This window comes from Caulobacter sp. DWP3-1-3b2 (assembly GCF_049896325.1).
In the GTDB taxonomy this organism is placed as follows: Bacteria; Pseudomonadota; Alphaproteobacteria; order Caulobacterales; family Caulobacteraceae; genus Caulobacter.
Map to the genome: position 1 here is coordinate 40052 of NZ_JAFCUB010000015.1, position 14160 is coordinate 54211.

General features: G+C 67.4%; 12 protein-coding genes. 5 read left to right on the forward strand and 7 right to left on the reverse strand.

Annotated elements, in window-relative coordinates; genetic code table 11:
* Positions 1-49 precede the first annotated feature (49 nt).
* The gene (locus ACP7AG_RS11695) at positions 50-1714 is read right to left on the reverse strand and encodes a choline dehydrogenase (protein WP_426014800.1); all 1665 of its coding nucleotides are present in this window, start codon (positions 1712-1714) and stop codon (positions 50-52) included.
* A 239-nt stretch (positions 1715-1953) separates the two neighbouring features.
* Positions 1954-2484, reverse strand: a complete 531-nt coding sequence (locus ACP7AG_RS11700) for a gamma carbonic anhydrase family protein (protein ID WP_426014798.1) — start codon at positions 2482-2484, stop codon at positions 1954-1956.
* Between the two features lie 316 nt (positions 2485-2800).
* On the opposite strand from ACP7AG_RS11700, the gene ACP7AG_RS11705 reads away from it, so the two are divergent.
* Together ACP7AG_RS11705 and ACP7AG_RS11710 are read left to right on the forward strand one after the other, a co-directional pair.
* Entirely contained in the window at positions 2801-3583 is a 783-nt protein-coding gene (locus ACP7AG_RS11705) for a PhoH family protein (RefSeq protein WP_426014796.1), read from the forward strand.
* A 127-nt stretch (positions 3584-3710) separates the two neighbouring features.
* Positions 3711-5699 (forward strand): OPT family oligopeptide transporter, encoded by a 1989-nt coding sequence (locus ACP7AG_RS11710; protein WP_426030946.1) that lies wholly within the window; start codon positions 3711-3713, stop codon positions 5697-5699.
* Between the two features lie 62 nt (positions 5700-5761).
* Here the strand turns inward: ACP7AG_RS11710 and ACP7AG_RS11715 are convergent, their stop codons facing one another.
* The 5 genes from ACP7AG_RS11715 to ACP7AG_RS11735 all read right to left on the reverse strand — a co-directional run bounded on the left by ACP7AG_RS11715 (position 5762) and on the right by ACP7AG_RS11735 (position 10992).
* Complete coding sequence (locus ACP7AG_RS11715) at positions 5762-6445, reverse strand: GNAT family N-acetyltransferase (RefSeq protein ID WP_426030947.1); 684 nt, start codon at positions 6443-6445, stop codon at positions 5762-5764.
* A 40-nt stretch (positions 6446-6485) separates the two neighbouring features.
* Positions 6486-6695: a DUF3126 family protein gene (locus ACP7AG_RS11720; RefSeq protein ID WP_426014792.1), complete on the reverse strand. Its 210-nt coding sequence runs from the start codon at positions 6693-6695 to the stop codon at positions 6486-6488.
* 50 nt (positions 6696-6745) lie between these two features.
* A complete protein-coding gene (locus ACP7AG_RS11725; RefSeq protein WP_426030948.1) occupies positions 6746-7333 on the reverse strand; it encodes a LysR substrate-binding domain-containing protein in 588 nt (195 codons plus the stop codon).
* Positions 7334-7345: 12 nt separating this feature from the next.
* The gene (locus ACP7AG_RS11730; protein ID WP_426030949.1) at positions 7346-7705 is read right to left on the reverse strand and encodes a LysR family transcriptional regulator; all 360 of its coding nucleotides are present in this window, start codon (positions 7703-7705) and stop codon (positions 7346-7348) included.
* A 356-nt stretch (positions 7706-8061) separates the two neighbouring features.
* Positions 8062-10992 carry a M16 family metallopeptidase gene (locus ACP7AG_RS11735; protein ID WP_426030951.1) on the reverse strand — a complete coding sequence of 977 codons (2931 nt, stop codon included), beginning with the start codon at positions 10990-10992 and terminating at the stop codon, positions 8062-8064.
* A 184-nt stretch (positions 10993-11176) separates the two neighbouring features.
* Here ACP7AG_RS11735 and ACP7AG_RS11740 point away from each other — a divergent pair, with 184 nt between their 5' ends.
* The 3 genes from ACP7AG_RS11740 to ACP7AG_RS11750 all read left to right on the forward strand — a co-directional run bounded on the left by ACP7AG_RS11740 (position 11177) and on the right by ACP7AG_RS11750 (position 14002).
* Positions 11177-13054 carry an ATP-binding protein gene (locus ACP7AG_RS11740; protein WP_426030953.1) on the forward strand — a complete coding sequence of 626 codons (1878 nt, stop codon included), beginning with the start codon at positions 11177-11179 and terminating at the stop codon, positions 13052-13054.
* Between the two features lie 128 nt (positions 13055-13182).
* On the forward strand, positions 13183-13533 hold the full coding sequence (locus ACP7AG_RS11745; protein WP_426014780.1) for an ArsR/SmtB family transcription factor: 351 nt from the start codon (positions 13183-13185) through the stop codon (positions 13531-13533).
* Positions 13526-14002 (forward strand): SRPBCC family protein, encoded by a 477-nt coding sequence (locus tag ACP7AG_RS11750; RefSeq protein ID WP_426030955.1) that lies wholly within the window; start codon positions 13526-13528, stop codon positions 14000-14002. Before ACP7AG_RS11745 ends, ACP7AG_RS11750 begins: the two co-directional genes overlap by 8 nt.
* Positions 14003-14160 lie beyond the last annotated feature (158 nt).

Below are 14160 nucleotides of genomic sequence, written 5' to 3' on the forward strand. Positions count from 1 at the left end.
TCCTTCGCTTGGATTGGCTGAGAGAAGCACAGAGCGCGGCCCGACGCGCCTAGGCCGCCACCGCCCGCCCATCCTCAAACACCGGCACGTCCACCGGCGCCGCCAGAGCCTTGCCGCGCAGCAAGTCCGACGCCCGCTCGGCGATCATGATGGTAGGGGCGTTGGTGTTGCCGCCGATCAGGGTCGGCATGACCGAGGCGTCGATGACCCGCAGGCCGGCGATCCCTTGCACCCGCAGCTGATCATCGACCACGGCCAGCGGATCGCCCGCCGCGCCCATCCGGCAGGTGCCGACAGGATGGTAGATGGTCTCGGACTTGGCGCGGATCCAGGCGTCGAGGTCGGCGTCGGTCTTGATGTCTGCGCCCGGCGAATACTCGCTTTCGCGATAGGGGTCGAAAGCCGCCTGGGCGACCACGTCGCGGGCGATCCTGACGCCCTCGCGGATGGCCCGGCGGTCTTCCTCGGTCGCCAGGTAATTGCCCAGGATGGTCGGATCGTCGAACGGGTCGGCCGAGCGCAGGCCCACCTTGCCTCGGCTTTCCGGGCGCAGCTGGCAGACGTGCAGGGTGAAGCCGTCCTTCTCGACCTGGGTCTTGCCGTGGTCTTGCATGATGGCCAGCACGCCGTGGATTTGCAGGTCGGGCCGGTCCAGGTCGGGCCGCGACTTCAGGAAGGCGCCGCTCTCCAGGAACTGCTGACGGCCCAGTCCCTTGCCCAGCAGCATGTAGGACAGGCCGGTGCCCAGCTTCCTCAAGCCCTTGTTGGCCGAATAGGCGGTGGTCAGGTTCTTTGTGGTCCAGGACAGGCAGACGTCCAGATGGTCCTGCAGGTTGGCGCCGACCCCCTTGCTCTCCTGGACGACCGCGATCCCGTGGGCCTTGAGGTCCTCCGGATCGCCGATGCCCGACAGTTGCAGGATGTGCGGCGACTGCACGGCGCCGGCGCTGAGCAGCACCTCGGCTTCGGCATGGGCCGTGACCTTATCGCCGCTGGCTCCGACGACATATTCCACCCCGATCGCCCGACCCTTCTCGACCAAAATCCGCGTCGTGCGGGCCTCGGTCACGCAGGTCAGGTTTGGACGGGTCATGACCGGGGTCAGATAGGCGGCCGCCGCGCTCCAGCGTTGGCCGTCGCGGATGGTCAGGTCGTAGGGGCCGAAACCCTCCTGCCGGTAGCCGTTGAAGTCCTTGGTCACCGCATGGCCCGCCTGGCGACCGGCCTCGACCAGGGCGGTGTAGAACGGGCTCTTGGACTCGCCGCGCGACACGTGCAGGGGACCGGCCTCGCCGTGATAGGCGTCGCCGCCGCCGTGGTGGGTTTCGCTTCGCTTGAAATAGGGCAGGACCTCGGCATAGGACCAGCCGGCCAGGCCCATCTGCCGCCACTGGTCATAGTCGCGCGCATGGCCGCGAATATAGACCATGCCGTTGATCGCCGAGCTGCCGCCCAGGCCCTTACCGCGGGGCCACCACAGCTTGCGGTCATTAAGGTGTGGCTCTTCCTCGGTCCAGAAGCCCCAGTTCTGGTCGCCCTTGGCCTTGATCAGCTCGCCCACCCCGGCCGGCATCTTGACCAGGAGCGATGTGTTCTTGCCGCCGGCTTCCAGCAACAGGACCTTGATATTGGGGTCTTCCGTCAACCGCGCGGCCAGGACGCAGCCGGCCGAGCCGGCGCCGATGATGACGTAGTCGTAGCGCGTGCTGGTCATGGCCCGACATCGCCTCCCTGGTTTGTTATCGTTGTTAAGCCAGAGAGTGATCCGGGTTTTGGCGGCGGGCAAGAGGGTTTGGCGGGTGTCGTAGCGGCATCATGTCCTCCTCCTGTGGGGGAGGTGTCGGCGAAGCCGACGGAGGGGGGAATGATCGGCAGACTGCCGTACCCTCGATTCGCAACCCTAAAACTTCCCCCACCGATCGCTTTGCGATCGCCTCCCCACAGGCGGAGGATTTAGGCCACCACCCTCAACCCCGCGCGATACCGCTTCCAATTCTCCACATAGTGCAGCGCCGAGGCCTGCAGGATCATCGCCTGATGCTCGGAGACCTCGCGCACCACCTTGCCGGGCGCGCCCATCACGACAGCGTTGTCCGGGATCTCCTTGCCTTCGGTGATCAGGGCGCCGGCCCCGATCAGGCAGTTCCTGCCGATCCTGGCGCCGTTGAGGATGATCGAGCCGATGCCGATCAGCGAGCCATCGCCGATCGTGCAGCCGTGCAACATCACCATGTGGCCGATGGTCACATTGGCGCCGATGGTCAGCGGAGCGCCGCTGTCGGTATGCAGTACTGAGCCGTCTTGAACATTGCTGTTCTCACCGATCGTGATCGGATCATTGTCGCCGCGAACTATTGCCCCCCACCAGACGCTCGAATTCCTGTGCAGGATGACGTTTCCCATCACGGCGGCATTGGGCGCGATCCAATATTCGCCTTCCGGGGGAAGCTGGGGAACTGCGGCGCCCAAGGAATAGACAGTCATCCGTACACCCCGTGTTTTAAAAGCGAGCAAGGCCTTAACGGCTCATAAACCATGTGAGCCCCATTGTATTTGTGCGATTCGAAGGGGAACACTCCTACATCGGGAATCATTCTTCTTCGTAACCGGTCGTGGTTCGATCATCGATCATGGCATCCCGACGACGGAGACCTTGAGTGTCGGTTTTGGGGTTTGGGCGTACAGATCCGCCTTCGGGGCCCAGCTCCGAACCGTCCGGCCGCGCTCGCGCCTCCGTCTATCTCCTCCCCATCTGCCCTAAGGACGACGCCATTCGGCTTCGTCCTTTTTTCATGCCTGAATGGAGGCTTTCATGACCAAGCGAGCTCTCAAGCGGACCGTGCGCGAAGGCGCTAACGACGCTGGCCACTACGATGACGGCAAGGTGCGCCGCCTGCCGGTGGAGCATCGCGGCGGCTGGTCGCCCTTGAGCGGCCCAGATCAGGAGGAGCGCGACCAAAGTTATCTCAAAACGATCAAACCCAAATCGCCGGGCCAAGCCAGCCTGATGGAGGCGATCGATGACAAGAATTTGATCATGGCCCTCGGTCCGGCCGGCACCGGCAAGACCTATATCGCCATCGCCAAGGCCGTCGAAGCGCTGGAAGCCGGCAAGGTCGGCCGCATCGTGCTGTCGCGCCCCGCCGTTGAGGCCGGCGAGTCGCTGGGCTACTTGCCGGGCGACATGGAAGAGAAGCTGGCACCCTATCTGCGCCCGCTCTACGACGCCATGAGCGACCGGCTTTCGGTCAAGCGGATGCGGTCGCTGATGGCCGAGGGGGCGATCGAGATCGCGCCAGTCGGCTTCATGCGCGGTCGTACCCTGAACAACGCCTTCGTGGTGATCGACGAGGCCCAGAACTGCACCTACATGCAGCTGAAGATGCTGCTGACCCGCCTAGGCTGGAACTCGACCATGGTGGTGACGGGCGACCCGAACCAGTCGGACCTGCTGCCGGGCATCTCGGGCCTGGGCGACGTGGCCGAGAAGTTCGAGGCGCTGGAGAACATCGCGGTGGTCCGCCTGGCCGACCGCGACATCGTCCGCCATCCGCTGGTCGCGGAGATGCTGGGCGTTCTCTGAACCGTTCCTTGAAAGGGAATTCAAGGGCAACGCCAACCGGCGAAACGGGAAAATGCGGAACAAGACTTGAGTTTGGGGCGGTCGGACGTGCAAGGTCCGGTCGCCTTAACTCTTTTCAGGACCCTGCATGTCGTCCGACACCATCGTAACGCCCCGGTCGGAGTTCACCGTTCGAGGGGTCCTTCTCGGCATCCTGATCACGCTCGTCTTCACCGCCGCCCAGGTCTATCTGGGACTGAAGGTCGGGCTGACCTTCGCCACCTCGATCCCGGCGGCCGTGATCTCGATGGCGCTGCTGCGGGCCTTCAAGACCGCGACGATCCAGGAAAACAACATCGTCCAGACCATCGCTTCGGCGGCGGGAACACTGTCGTCGGTGATCTTCGTGTTGCCGGGCCTGCTGATGATCGGCTGGTGGAGCCACGTGCCATTCCTGACCACCTTCGGCGCCTGCCTGGTCGGCGGCATCCTGGGCGTGATGTACACCATACCCCTGCGCCGGGCTCTGGTGACCAATTCCGACCTGCCCTACCCCGAGGGCGTCGCCGCCGCCGAGGTGCTGAAGGTCGGCACCGGCTCGCGCGAAGGCGCCGCCGAGGGGGTGTTTGGCCTGATCGCCGTGGTGCTGGGCACCATCGCCTCGGCCCTGTTCGCGGCCCTGGCCGCCGCCAAGATCTTCGCCGCCGAGGTCGCAGGCTACTTCAAGGCCGGGGCCGGCGCGACCGGCCTGGGCGCTTCCAGCTCACTGGCCCTGATGGGCGCGGGACACCTGATGGGCATCACCGTCGGCGTGGCGATGTTCGCCGGCCTCGCTATCGCCTGGGGCGTTCTGGTCCCGGTCATGACCGCCCTGCACCCGATGCCGGACGTCTCGGTCGCCAAGCACGCCCTCACGGTCTGGAAGACCGAGGTGCGGTTCATGGGCGCGGGCGTCATCGGCGCCGCCGCCATCTGGACCCTGGGCAAGCTGGCCGTGCCGATCTGGTCGGGCCTGATGTCAGCCTTCGAGGCCAACAAGGCCCGCAAGGTCGGCGGCGTGATCCCGCGGACCGAGCAGGATATCCCGATCGGCATCGTCGGCGTGGTGTCTCTGGCCCTGCTGGCTCCTGCCGGCTGGTTCCTGGCCCACTTCCTGACCGGCGGCCCGATCACCAGCATTGCGACCCCGCTGGTCGCCATCGGCGTCGGCTATGTGCTGATCGCCGGCCTGCTGGCCGCCGCCGTCTGCGGCTACATGGCCGGCCTGATCGGCTCGTCCAACAGCCCGGTCTCTGGCATAGCTATTTTGACCGTGCTGGGCGCCTCGCTGATGGTCGGCGTGGTCGGCCGAGGCGTCATCGGTCCCGATGTCGCCAAGGCCTTGGTCGCCTACGCCCTCTATGTCACCACCATGGTGCTGGCCGTGGCCGTGGTGGCCAACGACAACCTGCAGGACCTGAAGACCGGACAGCTAGTCGACGCCACGCCGTGGAAACAGCAGGTGGCCCTGATCATCGGCGTCGTCGCCGGCGCGATCGTCATCCCCTTCGTGCTGGAACTGCTGAACCGTTCGAACGGCTTCTCCGGCGCGGCCAACCTGGCCACCGTGGCTGGGGCCAAGCCGCTGGACGCCCCCCAGGCCACCCTGATCTCGACCCTGGCCAAGGGCGTGATCGGCGGGGATCTGAACTGGACCCTGCTGGGCGTCGGGGCGCTGATCGGCCTGGCCCTGGTGGCCGTCGACCTGATCCTGCGCAAGTCTAGCCAGGAGCGCCTCAGCCTGCCGCCCCTGGGCGTGGGCCTGGCCATCTACCTGCCCAGCGCCGTCACCGCGCCGGTCGTGGTCGGGGCCTTGGCCGGCTGGATCTACGACAAGATCGTCGGCAAGGACCGCATGGCCGCACCCGCCAAGCGCCTGGGCATCCTGATCGCCTCGGGCTTCATCGTCGGCGAGAGCCTGTTCAACGTCGCCCTGGCCGGCCTGATCGTCACCACCAACAAGCCCGGCCCGTTGGAAGTCCCCTTCGCGCCCTCCGAGCACGTGGGCATGATCCTCGCCCTGGTCGCCGCCGCGGTGGTCGTCATCGGGTTGTATGGCTGGGCGCGCAGATCGGCCAACAAGATCGCCGACGTCTGATCGCGGCCGCCGAGTGGAAGACAGGGACCCGGAGGGCGAGCGCCTTCCGGGCCCCTTTTTGTTCAGACTGGACCCAGCACCGTCAGGATCTGCTCGCACCGAAACCGAAACCCCAGCGCCTGATACAAGGCGATCGCGCCGGCGTTGTCGGCGTAGCTGTGCAGGAACGGCGTCTCGCCGCGCGCCTGGATCGCGCCAGCCACCTGCAGCATCAGCCGCGCCGCATAGCCGCGTCCGCGAAAGTCCGGATGGGTGCAGACGCCGCTGACCTCGGTGAAGCCGTCGGGGCGCATTCGCTCGCCGGCCATGGCCGCCAGGCGGCCGTCGATCTTCACCCCGACGAAATCGCCCAACTGGTGGGTGCGGCGGAAGAACGGCCCCGGCTTGGTCAGGGTGGCCAGGGCCAGCATCTCCGGCCCGTCGGCCTCGGTCAGCGGCTCGATCGCGAAGGTCACAGGCTTTGGCGCGGCCAAGCTGTCAGCGGTCATCTGCCAGCACAGGGCGCGTTTGATGACCGCCGTGCCCGGGACCGGTGGCGGATCGAACCGTTCGAACAGCCCGACCTCGCCATGGGCGCGGACCAGCCGCTGCAGGGCGGCCAGGCTGCCCGGCCTGTTGTCTGCCGTCGCCGCGAACAGGCCATAGTCGGGGTCGACGCGCAGGGCGGGACCATCGACGATGGCGTGCTCGGCCTGGCGTCCGGTGAAGGCCGACCAGACGGGGCGGTCGAGGGGATGGCTCCTCACGCCCTTCGCCGCCGACACCAGACCCTGCCTGTCACGGATACTAGCCTTCCAGGTCTTCCGCCAGGATCGCCATCTCGAACATGAACGAGCCGTCCTCGTCCTCGTCCTGGAAAACGACGCCAATGAATTCGCCGGCCACTTCGACCTCGGCGGAGTCCTTCTGCTTGGGGCGAGCCTTGAGCGCGATGTGGGGGTTGCCGAAGGTGCGCTTCAGATGGCCTTCGAGCTTGGCGATGGTGGCGGCGTCCATGACGGCTCCTGGTCTCGTTGGGGCGCCGGGGCGCGGGGGATCGGCGGAAACTAAAGGGCGCCAGGGCAAAGTGTAAGGGGGTTTGCGCCTTTAGCTGGCCTGGCCTGTTGAGAACCCGGCGGCGCGGGGGTCGCCGCGCCCTCGGCCGACAGCCAGTCGCGGAAGCGGCGGGCGGGCTTGGTGGCCTTGCCCTTGGGTGTCAGGGCGCACACCTCGGCTCGGCCGGGGATCAGCCCGATCGGCGCCACCAGCCGCCCACTGGCCAGATCGCTCCCGGCGAAGGCCCAAGGCCCCATCGCCACGCCAAGGCCGGCGGCGGCGGCTTCCAGCATGTAGAAATAGTGGTCGAATTCGCGGTTCACCGCCGCCGGCCCCAAAGTCATGCCCGACGCGGCTTCCCATTCCGACCAGCTTTCGAAGAAGCTGCGGGTGTGCAGGCGGGGCAGGGCGGCCAGGGACGCCAGGTCCGGCGCCTGGGCGGCCAGGGCGGGCGAAACCACCGGCCCGACATAGTGCTTGAGGAACGGCGTGACGTCGGCGTCGTGCGAAGGCGGGGCCTCGGGCAGCCGCATGCGGATGGCCAGGTCGACGCCGTCGGCGCGGAAGTCGAAGGGGCCGTTGGACTCCACGATCCGCACCGGGATGTGGGGTTAGGCGGCTACGAAGCCTGGCAGGCGCGGGATCAACCACTTCATCGCGAAGGTCGGCAGGCAGGAGACCACCAAGGCGCGGTCGGCGGCTGGCGGCGGCCGGGGAATCGCCGCGTCGATCTGGTCGAAGGCCGCCGTCAAGGCCTGGGCCAGGGTCACCCCGGTCGAGGTCAGCACCAGCTTGGTGCGCGGGCCTTCGGTCAGGGCGGCGCCCAGATGGTCCTCAAGCTGGCGGATCTGACGGCTGATCGCGCCATGGGTGACGCACAGCTCGTCGGCGGCCAGGGTCATGCGGCCACACCGCGCGAAGGCCTCGAAAGCGCGCAGGGCGTTGAGCGGCGGCAGCGATCGGGCGGTCATGTGACGAAACCTCACAGATGGCCGCTGATAAGTCGTTATTCGGCGCGGCGCAACGCGCGGATAAGGCGGACATGACAAAGCCCGCTCCCCACCGCGCCACCCTCGCCCAATGGTTGGCCGTCGCGGCGGTTTGGGGCTTGGCGGGTTATGGGATTTTGGCGGGGAAGCCGGCGAGCGGACAGGCTGATCGGGTTCACCTGATCGCCTGCCGGTAAATTCACAGTCCGTCTCCCCTGCGAAGGCCGGGGCCCAGATGGAATGACTTTGAGGCGGGTTCCGGGAATGCCGCGCGCCTCCAATCAGCCCCGCGCCTTGGGATCTGGGTCATGGCCTTCGCCGGGAAAACGGATTTGGAGTTACTTCCCCTCCGGCTTGACCACCATCGTCCACGACTTGTCGTCGCCCAGGAAATCCTTGGCCGCCTTCTGCACGTCAGCCACCGACACCCGTTGCAGGCCGGAGATCACCGAGCGGGTGGAGTCCAGCAGGCGCGGATCGGCCTGGGCGCCCGACAGCACGCCGAGCCAGTATTCGTTGGTCTCGCGAGCCTTCTCGATCTGGTCGATGCGCGGCTTCTTGGCCCGGTCCAACTCGTCGTCGGTGACCGCCTTGTCGCGCAGGTCGGCGGCGATCTGGCGGATGCTGGCGATGACGCCGTCGATCTTCTCGGGCGGAACCTCGACGCTGACGGCCAGATAGCCCCAGTGGTCGAAGACCACGCTGGCGGTGGCCGAGGCCGAGGGCGAGTAGGTGGCCCCCTGCTTCTCGCGCAGTTCGTCGGTCAGCCGTAGTTGCATCACCTGGGCCAGCAGCTGGGTGTTGCGGGCCCGCTGCAGGTTGGCGAACAGGTCGTCGGTCTTCCAGGCCATGAACAGCTGGGCCTGGTCGGCGCGGCCCTTGTGGGTGCGGACGATCGGCGTAGCCGAGGGAGCGGGGAAGGGCGACTGGTCGGCCGTGGCGGCGGCTTGCGTGTCGGTGCGGGCCGGCAGGGCGCCGAAGGTCTGGGCCACCGCAGCGACGGCCTTGTCCACCGTGATGTCACCGACGATCACCACCTCGATGGCGTCGGTGGTCAGCGGCCCCGCGATGGCGGTCTTCAGTTGGTCGATCGCGCTGCCGGCGATCTCGGCCCGCGAGGGGAAAGTCCAGCGCCGGTCGCCGCCGCGCAGCAGGCCGCCCAGGTCTCGGCCCATTACGCCGCCCGCCGTGCCCTCCATCTGGTCGTGGATGGTGCCGTAATAGGTCTTCATCCGGGTGAAGGCCTCGGGACGCCAGCCGCCGTCGATGGCGTAGGCGGCCAGCACCTGCAGCTCGGTGTCCAGGTCCTCGGGGCGGGTGCGGCCCGACAGGCTGAAGGCGTCGTCCTCGACCCCCAGGCCGGCGTTCCACACCTTGCCGTTCAACACCCTGTCCATGTCCTGGGCCGAGATCTGCTTGAGACCGCCCTCGATATAGGCCGAGCCGGCCCATAGCGGGTTCTGGACCGTGGTCGGCAGGTCCAGCAGGCCGTGGCCGATGCGGGCCTTCACCAGGATCTGGTCGTCGCGGAACTTGGTCGGTTTGACAGTCAGGCGCACGCCGTTGGCGAAGCGCACGAAGACGGTGTCGAGATCGGTCACGTCCTTCTGCTCGGCGACCTTGCCCACGGCGCCAAAGCTGGCATAGGGCCAGACGGTGTTGCTGGGCGCGGGGGGCGCTGCGACGGCGCTCGTCTGGCTGTCGGCATAGGCGGCGGTCACCGTTCCCTCGCCGCCGTCGATGGCGGTCGGTGTTGGTATGGTGATCAGCGGGCCGGAGCCGGTGAAGGCGGCCTTCAGCTTGGCCGAGACCTTGTCGGCGGTCAGGCCCTTGGTGGCCTCTTCGAACACCACCAGGTTCTGCGACGGGCTGGTGGGGATTTCCTTGTCGCCCAGGCTGTTGACGATCGCCCCGGCCAGGGCCGTGGTGCGCTGGGTGGCTTGGCCAGCGGCGGCGGCCACGAAGCCGGCGCGCATGGCGGCGATCTCGCGGTCCAGCTCGTCCTGGCGCACGCCGTACTTCACGACGCGGCGCTGTTCCTGGTCGAGGGCGGCCAGCGCTTCCTTCCAGCGGCCCGGCTGGGCGGTGGCGGCCAGGCTGGTGACCTGGGCGGCTTGGTACTGGTCGTTCTGCATCGCTACCCCGACAATGAACGGCGGGGCGTCATTGCGGCTGAGGTCCTGCAGGCGCCGGTTCAGCACAGCGAAGCCCAGGGCCTTGACCAGCTCATCGGCGTCCTTGGCCCTGGTTTCCAACTCCAAGTCGGGCGGATTGATCCAGGCCAACTGCACCGACAGCGCCGCGCCGGGCTCGACCAGCACCTTGGCGGTCAGGCCGCGTTTTGCCACGGGGCCGACGTCAGGCCGGACGCCCGCCGGACCTTGCGGCGTCCAATCGCCGAACCGGGCCTTGATCTTGGCCTCCATGGCGTCGACGTCGAAGTCGCCCACCGCCACGACCACCGCGTTCTCGGGCCGGTACCAGGCCTCGTAGAAGTCGCGGATGCGCTGGGCAGGGGCGGCGCGCAGGATCTCGGTCTTGCCGATCGGCAGACGCAGCGGCGGCCGCTGGCCCTCCATCTGGAACGAGAAGCCGTTGGTGAAGACGCGATAGGACGGGCTGTCGCGGGTGCGTTCCTCCGACAGCACCACGCCACGCTCGCGATCGACGGCGTCGGGGGCGATAGTCAGGGCGCCGGCCGCCTCGCGCAGCAGCATCATGGCGCTATCGACCGTATCGTCGTCGGTTTTGGGCAGGTCGAGCTGATAGCTGGTCTCGCCGATGCCGGTCTGGGCGTTGGTGTCGGCGCCGAACGACAGGCCGTGGCGCTCGAGGATCTTGACCATGTCGCCTTCCGGCACGTTCTTGCTGCCATTGAACGCCATGTGTTCGAGGAAGTGGGCCAGGCCCTGCTGCTCGTCGGTCTCGTCGATCGAGCCGGCGTCGAACCACAGGCGCAGGGCGGCCTGACCGGGCGGGGTGGCGTTCTTCTGGATCGCGTAGCGCATGCCGTTGCTCAGCACGCCAAAGCGGATGCGCGGGTCGGGCGCGACGTCGGACACCGCCTGCGGCCACTGGCCCGGCTTGACCGAAGCCAGGGTGGGAGCGGTCGAGGCGCCTAGCGCCGCGACCGGCGTTTTGGATGACTTGGCGGGCGTCGCCCTATCGGCGGGGCGGTCGCCGAGGGGCTTCGAAGGCAAAAGGGTCGCGCAGGCGGCGAGGCTGAGCCCGGCGGAGACAACAAGCGCCAGGCGCGGAACGCGGATCATGAGCGACCTTGGAAGTAGAGCGATGACATAGCGGCACCTTGGCCGCAGCCCGTGGCGCAAGCAAGGCGTCGGCGCCACCCTGTCTCCCTCCATCGTTTCGCGCGTGCGACATTAGGTCCGTGTGAATGCACGCCGAATGCCGCAATTGATGCGTTAATGGAGTGCTCTGTTTGGAAGCCCCTTGATGTCGCCGTCGCCCCGACCGTCCGCGCCCGCCTGCCTGCCGTTCGACACAGCGAGCTTCGAGCGCCTGCGCCGGCCGGTCTGGGTGTTCGACGACTTGCGCAAGCGCAAGGTCTACGCCAACCCCGCCGCCGTGACCCTGTGGGGGGCGGTCGACCTCGACGCCCTGCTGGCGCGTGACTTTTCCGACCAGTCGCCGGCGGTGCGCACACGGATGGAGACCATCCACCAGAAGATCGCCCGGGGCGAGGCGGTCACCGAGCACTGGACCTTCTATCCCCTGGGCGTTCCGACCTCGGTCTCGGCCACGATCTCGGCCATCACCCTGGCCGACGGCAGCGAGGCGATGCTGTTCGAGGCGACCTCGCTGGCGATCAGCCCGGACGAGCAGCGCGCTGCCGAGGCGCTGCGACACACGCCGGTGCTGGTCGGGCTGTTCGACGGCAAGGGCCGGCGCCTGTTCGCCAATCCCAGCCGGATGGCCTGCTTTCCTGATCAAAAAGTCTTCCACCAGGCATTCGCCGATCCTGCCGAGGCCGAGCGCATCTGGGGCGAGGCCTTGGCCGGTGAAATCACCGTGCCGGCCTGTCGCGTCGTGACCTCGGCCGGCGAGCAGTGGCACGGGCTGACCGCGCGCCGGGCCGTCGATCCGGTGACCGGCGCGGTCGGGGTGCTGGTCAACCAGATCGACACGAGCGACCAGGTCGAAACCGCACGCGAACTGGCGCAGGCCCGAAGCCGCGCCGAGGCCGCCGCCCACGCCCAGGAGGAATTCCTGGCCAATATGAGTCACGAGTTGCGCACGCCCCTGACCAGCGTCATCGGCTTCGCGGGCCTGCTGCGCGCCACGCCGCTGGACGCCGGCCAGACCCGCCATCTCGACCGCATCGACGCCGCCGGCCAGGCGTTGATGTCGACGCTGAACGACGTGCTGGACCTATCGAAGCTGGAGGCCGGCGGCGTCGAGCTGGATTCGCGCCCGTTCGCCTTGGAACCGCTGCTGGACCAGGCGCTGGGGATCATCGAGGCCCAGGCCTCGGCCAAGAGCCTGAGCCTGACCAAGCGGATTGACGCCGACGTGGCGGCCTTCGTGGTCGGTGATCCCGAGCGCTTGCGCCAGATTCTGCTCAACCTGCTGGGCAATGCTGTCAAGTTCACGAGGGACGGCGGCGTAACCCTGTCGGCGCGCCGCCTCGGGCCAGAGGCGGATGGCGCGGCCCGGATCGAGTTCTCGGTCACGGACACCGGCATCGGCCTGGCGCCCGACATGATCGATCACGTGTTCGATCGCTTCATCCAGGCCGACGCCTCGGTCACCCGGCGGTTCGGCGGTACGGGGCTCGGCCTGTCGATCACCAAACGGCTGGCCGAGGCCATGGGCGGCGAGGTCGGGGTCAAGAGCGACCTCGGAGCGGGTTCGCGGTTCTGGTGCGTCCTGCCGCTGCCCGTGGCATCGGCGCCGGAAACCGCGCCGATCTCGCCAGCCACCGTCCCGACCGCTGGGGCGCGGGTGCTGCTGGCCGACGACAATGAGGCCAATCGCGAATTGGTCAGCGCGATCCTGTGTTCGGTGGGCCATCAGGTCGATCTGGCGACCAATGGCGTCGAGGTGGTCGCGGCGGCGGCGCGCGGCGGCTACGACCTCGTGCTGATGGACGTGCAGATGCCGATCCAGGACGGCGTCAGCGCCACCCGCGCCATCCGCGCCCTACAGGGCTCCGCCGCCCGTGTGCCGATCATCGCGCTGAGCGCCAATGTCCTGGCGGGGCAGATCGAGACTTACCGCGCCGCCGGCATGGACGACCATGTCGGCAAGCCGATCGCGGTGGGAGAGTTACTGGAGAAGGTGGCGCGATGGGGTGGGACGAGACGGGGGTAGGGTCCTCGTCGCGGCGCCCCCTTCCCGGCCGAGCCTTGCGCGGTCCCAGCGGGCGCGAGGGCTGATAACTCCGGCGCGTTCGACCGCCCCTTGCATGCCAAAAATCCGAGCGCTATACGCTGAACCATATGGTTCACTATTCAACATCTCGCCTCGACGCCTCGTTCGCCGCCCTCTCGGACATCACCCGACGTGGCGTTCTCGAGCAGCTCGGCCGTTCGGACGCCTCGATCACGGAGCTCGCCGACAGGTTCCACATGACCCTCACGGGCATGAGGAAGCATGTCGGCGTCCTGGAGCATGCGGGGTTCGTCACGACGGAGAAGGTCGGACGCGTGCGGACCTGCAAGCTCGGCCTACGCGGGCTCGAGGCTGAGGCGGCATGGATCGAAAGCTACCGTCAAGTCTGGGCCTCACGCTTCGACACGTTGGACAGGGTTGTCGAGGATTTGAAAGTCAGGGAGAAACGCGATGAGTAACCGCACGACGATCGAACGGAAGTCCGAGCGCGAGCTCGTTGTCACGCGTATATTCAACGGTCCGGCGCGCATCGTGTACGAGGCGTGGACCAAGCCCGAGTTGATGAAGCTGTGGTGGGCTCCCAAATCGTCGGGCGCGCCTCTGCTGTCCTGCGAAATGGATGTCCGCGTCGGGGGTCAGTACCGTCTCGAGTTTGGCCAGGACGCCGCATCGTCCTTCGCGTTCTTCGGCAAATACCTTGAGGTGACGCCGCCCTCGCGCTTGGTCTGGACCAATGACGAAAGCCAGGACGCCGCCGTCACCACGGTGACCTTCGAGGAAAGGGAGGGCCAGACGCTGTTGGTCCTGCACGAGCTCTATCCGTCGAAGGAAGCGCTCGACGAGGCCTTCGTCGGGATGGCAGACGGGATGCCCGAGCAGTTCGAGCAGTTGGACACGTTGCTGGCCACCTTGAGCGAGAGCGCGTGACGGTCAGGAGTTCTCCGGCTGGATTGGCCGCGCCTTAGCGGTTGAACAGGGCAGGCTGGGCGAACCGGCTTCCGGCTAGGCCTTCAAAGGACCGCCTACCGGACGCGAGCGGAAAACAATGGCGCGGAGCGATCGGCTTCGTCGAAACGGTGTTGAAC

Bases quoted from the DNA above. Each gene is read 5' to 3' on its own strand.
- ACP7AG_RS11735 (WP_426030951.1), bottom strand. From the start codon at position 10,992: ATGATCCGCGTTCCGCGCCTGGCGCTTGTTGTCTCCGCCGGGCTCAGC.
- ACP7AG_RS11740 (WP_426030953.1), top strand. From the start codon at position 11,177: ATGTCGCCGTCGCCCCGACCGTCCGCGCCCGCCTGCCTGCCGTTCGAC.
- ACP7AG_RS11730 (WP_426030949.1), bottom strand. From the start codon at position 7,705: ATGACCGCCCGATCGCTGCCGCCGCTCAACGCCCTGCGCGCTTTCGAG.
- ACP7AG_RS11745 (WP_426014780.1), top strand. From the start codon at position 13,183: ATGGTTCACTATTCAACATCTCGCCTCGACGCCTCGTTCGCCGCCCTC.
- ACP7AG_RS11710 (WP_426030946.1), top strand. From the start codon at position 3,711: ATGTCGTCCGACACCATCGTAACGCCCCGGTCGGAGTTCACCGTTCGA.
- ACP7AG_RS11695 (WP_426014800.1), bottom strand. From the start codon at position 1,714: ATGACCAGCACGCGCTACGACTACGTCATCATCGGCGCCGGCTCGGCC.
- ACP7AG_RS11700 (WP_426014798.1), bottom strand. From the start codon at position 2,484: ATGACTGTCTATTCCTTGGGCGCCGCAGTTCCCCAGCTTCCCCCGGAA.
- ACP7AG_RS11705 (WP_426014796.1), top strand. From the start codon at position 2,801: ATGGAGGCTTTCATGACCAAGCGAGCTCTCAAGCGGACCGTGCGCGAA.
- ACP7AG_RS11720 (WP_426014792.1), bottom strand. From the start codon at position 6,695: ATGGACGCCGCCACCATCGCCAAGCTCGAAGGCCATCTGAAGCGCACC.
- ACP7AG_RS11750 (WP_426030955.1), top strand. From the start codon at position 13,526: ATGAGTAACCGCACGACGATCGAACGGAAGTCCGAGCGCGAGCTCGTT.